The sequence below is a fragment of the Spongiactinospora sp. TRM90649 genome, assembly GCF_029382225.1.
Taxonomy (GTDB): Bacteria; Actinomycetota; Actinomycetes; order Streptosporangiales; family Streptosporangiaceae; genus Spongiactinospora.
On record NZ_JARLTC010000006.1, the window covers coordinates 395546 to 401869 of the forward strand.

Consider the following 6324-nt stretch of genomic DNA (forward strand, 5'->3'; position numbering starts at 1 on the left):
CGGCCGTACGGGGTCACGGGCTACTCTCCATGGCATGAAAGTCCTGACCAAGGATGCTCTGGCGCGCGCCGAACGCCACCTGCTCGGCACGGCCAGGCTCATCGACAGGTTCCGCTTCGCGGCGATGTTCGGCGACGGGCCGTCCGAGCCCGTCCTCGCCGCGCTCCGCCTCTACCAGAACCCCGACGGCGGGTTCGGCAACGCGCTCGAACCCGACCTGCGGGGCGCCGGCAGCCAGCCCGAGCCGGTCGAGGTCGCGCTGTGGATCCTCAGCGAGGTGAACGCGCTGGACGACCCCATGGTGCCCGCCGCCTGCGACTACCTCGCGAGGATCACCACGCGGGACGGCGGCGTGCCGTTCGTGCTGCCGAGCGTCCGCGAGACGCCGCGCGCCCCCTGGTGGGAGACGCCTGACGACCCGCCGGGCTCGCTCGTGCCGACCGCCTCGATCGCCGGGCTGCTCACGGCGGGGGGAGTCGAGAACCCGTGGCTCGCGCCCGCGACCGCGTTCTGCTGGGACCGCATCGCCGCCATCCGGGAGACCACGCCCTACGAGGCGCGGGCCGTCGTCACGTTCCTGGAGCGCGCCGCCGATCGCGAGCGCGCCGAGCGGGAGTTCGCCCGGCTGCGTGAGGCGATCCTCGCCACCGTCACCCTCGACCCCGGCGCGACCGGCGACGCGCACCTCCCGCTCGACTTCGCGCCCCGCCCGGGCGGGCTCCCGCTGTTCGACGCCGACGTGCTCGACCGGCACCTGGACGCCCTGATCGAGGCGCAGTCGCCGGAGGGCGGCTGGACCTTCGGCTGGGCGGCGTGGGCCCCCGCGACCGGCCCCGAGTGGGACGGGTACATCACCATGGCTCGGCTCGCCACGCTGCGCGCCTACGGCCGGGTGAGCAACTGACCCAAGGTCATGCCCGCCAGCCTGCGCACGTCGTTGGCCATGTGCGACTGGTCGGTGTAACCGCTGTAGGCCGCGATGTCGGCCAGCGGACGGCCCGCCCTGGCCAGCCGCAGCGCCCGCTGGAAGCGCACCACCCGCTGCAGCGTCTTGGGGCCGTAGCCGAACGCGGCGGTGCATCTGCGGTGCAACTGGCGCTCGCTCAGGCCGAGGTCGCAGGCCACCTCGCCGATCCGCGAGCCGTCGGCCAGCGCCCGCGCCAGGGCCCCGGCCGCGGGGTCGGGCGGGGGCGTCTCGCCCAGCCGCCCGGCGACCGCCCGCAGCAGGTCGGCGGGGCCGTCCAGGCGCAGCCCGGACAGGCCGGGCAGTAGGTCCATCGGCACCCGCTCGTCGCGCAGCGCGGCGGGCGGCACGCCGAACACCTCGCCCACCGCGCCCGGCCGGAACCGTACCCCCTCGTAGCGGTCGCCGGGCATCATCAGCACCGGATGAGGCCCGGTGTCGGGCCCGGCCACGTGCGGGCCCTCGGGGCCCCAGATGAGGTCGACGCAGCCGTCGGGCACGACGGGCTGGGTGTAGCCGGTCACGATGACCTGCGACCACACACAGGCCACCCGCCCGGCAAGGGCCGGATGCGGAGGCCGTTCCACGTACATGCGCTCCAGGCTATGTCTTCTTCGGCGGCGGCCTGTCCTTCGGCGGCGGCCTGCCGGAGATGAACGCGGCGGCCCACGTCGCCGACGGGTCGCTGTCCACCAGCAGGGCGCGCGCCAGCAGGCTCAGCGGGATCGCCAGCACCGCGCCCAGCGGGCCGATCACGAACGTCCACAGCAGCAGCGACAGGAACGTCATCGTGGTGGACAGCTCCACCGCGTCGCCCAGGAACTTGGGCAGGATGAACGACTGGGTCACCACGTTGATCGCCATGTAGGCCAGGATCACGCCGATCATCGTGCGCGGGCCGCCCTGCAGCAGACCGAGGACGGCGGGCGGCACCATTCCGATGACGAACCCGATGTTCGGGATGTAGATCGTGATCAGCGAGAGCACGCCCCACAGCAGCGGCAGCGGAACCCCGAGCAGGTACAGCGCCACCACGTTCAGCGTCGCGTTGAGCAGCCCGAACACCGTCGAGACGAGCAGGTAGCGGCGGGTCCGCTCGGCGAACTTGGCCAGCGCCGAGGCGAGGCCGGGCAACTGGCCGGAGCCGCTCGACATGATCCTCGCGAAGCCGGCCGCGTCCAGGCACATCGCCAGCACCAGCACGACGATCAGGAACAGGCTCGACGCCACCCCGAGCAGGCCGGAGAACAACCCCTGCACCAGGCCGATGACCTGGGTCGGATTGAAGGAGTTGATGGCCTGGTCGACCTGCTGGGTGCTGATCCCGAAGCGCTGGGCGAGCGCCTGGAGCTGATCGACGAGCCGGGCGAACTCGGCGGAGTAGTCGGGCGCCAGGGAGGCGAGCTGGGCGATGGACACCGTCAGCACCGCACCCATGGCCAGCAGCACCACCAGGATCACCAGCAGCGGCGCCGCCACCAGCACCCAGGTGGGGGCGCGCCGGGCGACCAGCCAAGAGCGCACCGGGGCGACGGCGATGACCAGGACCAGCGCCAGGAACATCGGCCCGGCCACGGAGGCGATCGCCTTGAGCCCGGCCAGCGTGATCACGGCGCCGGCGGCGCACAACAGGACGACGAGCGCGCGCGGCGTGCTCGGTCGGTCGGGTCTCAGGCGATCAGCCATAATGCTCTATCTACCCTCCAGGGATAATTCACCGCACTTCGTCGAGGCGCTTGCGCCGTGGCGGACGAACGAGTGAAATCCCACGTATGTGGGAGTTCGGCGTTCTTGGCCCCGTCGAAGTCCGGGGAAAGGACGGTCCTCTCCAACTCGGCGGACGATCGGCACGTGCGGTGCTCGCGCGCCTGCTGGCCGCGCGCGGCGCGGTCGTCCCCGCCGACCTGCTGATCGCCGACGTGTTCCCCGGCGAGGCCCCGGCCCCTGCGCTCGCCCGCCTGCAGCGGTGCGTCACCGCCCTGCGCCGCGTCCTGGAGGCGCACACGCTGGTCAGCGTCCCGCCCGGCTACGCGCTGCGCCCCGGCACGCTCGACGCCGAGGAGTTCGAGCGCCTGGTCCGTACGGCGGGCGCCGTGCCCGACATCGACCGGGCGCTCGAACTGTGGCGCGGCACGCCGTACGAGGACGTCGCCGACCGGCCGTGGGCGGCGGCCGAGATCGGGCGTCTCACCGAACTGCGGCTGCGCGCCCGCGAACAGCGCCTCGGCCTGCTGCTCGCCCAGGGCGACGCCGGCTGCGCCGTGCCCGAACTGCGCGAACTCACCGCCCGGCATCCCTACCGGGAACGTCTGTGGTGCCTGCTCGCCGTCGCCCTGCACCGCCTCGGGCGCAGCGCCGACGCCCTGTTCACGGTACGCCTGGCCGCCGACGTGATCGGTGACGAACTGGGCGTCGAACCCGGTCACGACCTGCGCCGCCTGGAGGCCGAACTGGCCGCCGACCCGCCCCGGGCCAACGAGCCGGTGCTGTGCGTGGAGCTGCCCCCGGCCGTGCGCCGCGTCGAACCGCGCGATCCGCTGGTCGGGCGCGACGCCCTGCTCGCCGAACTCACCGAACGGGCCTGCCAACAGGGGGCGCCGGGGCCGATCGTGATCGCGGGCGATCAGGGCAGCGGCCGGACCCGCCTGCTCGACGCGCTCGCCGACACCCTCGGCGACCGGGGGTGGACCATACTGCACACGTCGTGCCTGCCGGACGCCCCGGCGTTCGACCCGTGGAGCCGCCTCCTGCTGCGCGAGGCGGCTCTCCAGCCGCCGCCGGCCGTCCTGCGCCTGCTCACCCACACCACCCCGCGGGCCGACCCCTCAGGACCGCACCGCGACGTCCTGGACGAGCCGGACAACGCGCCTGAGCGGCCGGACGACGACCGCCACCCGCTGTTCACCGCCGTCGGCGGGCACTTGGCCGCGCTCGCGGCCGAACACCCGCTCGCGATCCTCATCGACGACGTCCATCACGCCGACCAGGCCACCATGGACCTGATCGCGCACATCTCCCGCGCCGAGCCCTTCGCCAGGACGGCCGGCGACCGCCCCGCCTCCGGCAGCGTCCCCGGCGGCGGGCCCGTGGCCGACTGGGCCGCGGTGCGCGGACGGCCCGTGGTGATCGTGTCGGCGTCCGGGTTCTGCGGCCTCGGCGGCGTACGAGTTCCCGCCGCCGCGCTGGACGCCGACGAGATCGAGACCATGGCGATGGCGATCGGCCTCCCGATCGGCAGGCGCACCGCCGAGGAGATCGTCGACGCGACCGGCGGCAACCCCTACTTCGCCAGGGCGATCCTGCCGCGCGTGTCCCGCGCGCCGGACGAGCTCCAGGCGGTTCGCGCCGAGTCGGGCGGAGGGCTCCTCCCCGCCGTGCGGCGCGGCCTGGCCCGGCTGCCCGCCCCGGTCAGGAGCGTCCTGGAGACGGCGGCCGTGATCGGCGCGGCCGTCGAAGCCGGCCTCGTGGCCGAGGTCGGCGGGCACTCCGCGCAGGACGTGGAGGAGGCGTTCGACCTCGGAGTGCTGCTCGGCATCCTGGTCACCGAACCCGGGATCGGCCTCCGGTTCGCGCACGAGCCGGTGCGCACGATCCTGCGCGACGACCTCGCAGAAGCGGCGCGCTCCCGCCTGCACGAGGCCGCTCTGCGCGCACTGCTCACCAGGCCGGGCGTCTCCGCCGAACGCCTGGCGGTGCACGCCCTGGCGGCCTTCGACGGCGAGGCGACGGCCGTACGGTGGGCCGTCGCGGCGGCGGAGGAGGCGGCCCACCGGCAGGCGTTCCACTCGGCGGCGCGCTGGTGGTCCAAGGCCGCCGACGGCTGCGGTGGGACCGCTCGCGAGCAGGCGGAACTGTGGCTCGGGCAGATCGGGGCGGAGGCCGGCGCGGGGGAGCCGGGGGCGGCGCGCCGTACGCGGGCGCGGGCCCTGGAGCGGGTCGAGAGCGATCCGGCGGTGCGGGGGGATCCGGTGCTCGGGGCGCGGTTGCTGACCTCGCTGGACGGCCCGGCGGTCTGGACGCGCCTGCCGTACCGGGAGACCGAGCACGCGCTGGTGAAGCGGCTGGAGCACACGCTCGCGGCGCTGCCGTACGGTGACTCGCCGCTCCGCTGCCGGATGTACTCCAACCTGGCCAGGGAACTGAGCGGGATCGCGTCCGCCGACCGGTGCGAGTCGCTCGCGTACGAGGCGGTGGAGATGGCCCGTCGCCTCGGCCGTCCGCGCGCGCTGGCTCCGGTGCTCCAGGACCGGCTGCAGTCCGCCGCGCAGGCCGGAGACCTGCTCGGCGCCGAACGCCTGGCGTGCGAGCTCATCGAAGTCGCCGACTCCGGCGGCCTGCTCGCCTACGGCTTGGCCGCCCGTCTCGCGCTGCTCCCGGTGTACGCGGAGGGGTACGACCTGGTGTCGGCCGACCGCCGGTCCGCCGAGTGCGGGGCGTTGCTCGACCGGGTCGTCCTGCCCGGCGCCGACCTGCTGCACCTGCTGTGGCGCTCGACCAGGGCCATGCTGTCAGGCCGTCCAGACGACGTACGGTCCGCCGCGACGGCCCTGCCACGTCCGGCGGAACCGCAGGTCTTCGGCGACATCGTGGGCGTCCACACGATGCTCGCCGCCGCCCACCGCGACGCGGGCGCCCGTCCCACCCTCGACGAGACCGCCCTGGCGGACCTGCGCCGCAGGCTCACCCCACGCGCCGCCACACCACCCGCCGACGCCCTCGACCCCGGTACCGAGCAGCACCTCCCGGACGGCGGGACCGACGGGTGGTCCTGGCTGAGCCTCGCCTGCTTACGCGCGCAGGCGCACATCGACGCGGGCGACGCCGCCTCCGGCGAACGCGCCATCACGGCCCTGCTGCCCCACGCGGGCCGCCTGTCCACCGGCCACGGCCTGCTCCCCGCCGGCCCGGTCGGCTACCACCTCGGGCGTCTTGCCCTGCTCTGCCGCAGAGACACCGAAGCCAGGTCGTTCCTCAAGGACGCCCTCGACCGCTGCGCCCGAGCCGGGCTGACCGGCTGGGAGGACCGGATCCGCATGGTGCTGGGCTCGATTTGACGGGCTGTGGCCGCGCACGTAATCTTCACGAGGCCCGAAGGTCTTCGGGGCATCCCAACACGGCGACGAAGGTCGATGTGTTGCCCTGCCGTCCTAAAGGTGTTTGCGAAATCAGGTGCGAGTCCGGCGGATTTGACGCCGAACGAGAAACACATAAGATTAAAGCAAGCGAAAAGAAAACGGCTTCAAGCCCCGGCGGGCTAGAGCGACCGAGTCGGTCTGGCACAATGGTGTACGCGTCCGTTTCTTGAGAACTCAACAGTGTGTTAAAAGCCAGTGCATGCATGATGAATGCATAGAATGCAT

General features: G+C 73.5%; 5 protein-coding genes. 2 read left to right on the plus strand and 3 right to left on the minus strand.

Features of this window, described 5'->3' with window-relative positions; translation table 11 throughout:
• Positions 1 to 34 precede the first annotated feature (34 nt).
• Positions 35 to 904 (plus strand): hypothetical protein, encoded by an 870-nt coding sequence (locus tag P3X83_RS09155; protein WP_277304460.1) that lies wholly within the window; start codon positions 35 to 37, stop codon positions 902 to 904.
• On the opposite strand, the gene P3X83_RS09160 is transcribed toward P3X83_RS09155, so the two are convergent.
• Together P3X83_RS09160 and P3X83_RS09165 are read right to left on the minus strand one after the other, a co-directional pair.
• On the minus strand, positions 883 to 1557 hold the full coding sequence (locus P3X83_RS09160) for a helix-turn-helix domain-containing protein (protein ID WP_277304461.1): 675 nt from the start codon (positions 1555 to 1557) through the stop codon (positions 883 to 885). The genes P3X83_RS09155 and P3X83_RS09160 overlap by 22 nt on opposite strands.
• 10 nt (positions 1558 to 1567) lie before the next feature.
• Positions 1568 to 2650 (minus strand): AI-2E family transporter, encoded by a 1083-nt coding sequence (locus P3X83_RS09165; RefSeq protein ID WP_277304462.1) that lies wholly within the window; start codon positions 2648 to 2650, stop codon positions 1568 to 1570.
• A 170-nt stretch (positions 2651 to 2820) separates the two neighbouring features.
• Here P3X83_RS09165 and P3X83_RS09170 point away from each other — a divergent pair, with 170 nt between their 5' ends.
• Positions 2821 to 6018: a BTAD domain-containing putative transcriptional regulator gene (locus tag P3X83_RS09170; RefSeq protein WP_277304463.1), complete on the plus strand. Its 3198-nt coding sequence runs from the start codon at positions 2821 to 2823 to the stop codon at positions 6016 to 6018.
• Positions 6019 to 6043: 25 nt separating this feature from the next.
• On the opposite strand, the gene P3X83_RS09175 is transcribed toward P3X83_RS09170, so the two are convergent.
• Positions 6044 to 6324 (minus strand): hypothetical protein (locus P3X83_RS09175; protein ID WP_277304464.1); only part of this gene is annotated, 281 nt, incomplete at its 5' end.

Coding starts and splice junctions, on each gene's coding strand:
- P3X83_RS09155 (WP_277304460.1), top strand. CDS start 35: ATGAAAGTCCTGACCAAGGATGCTCTGGCGCGCGCCGAACGCCACCTG.
- P3X83_RS09160 (WP_277304461.1), bottom strand. CDS start 1,557: ATGTACGTGGAACGGCCTCCGCATCCGGCCCTTGCCGGGCGGGTGGCC.
- P3X83_RS09165 (WP_277304462.1), bottom strand. CDS start 2,650: ATGGCTGATCGCCTGAGACCCGACCGACCGAGCACGCCGCGCGCGCTC.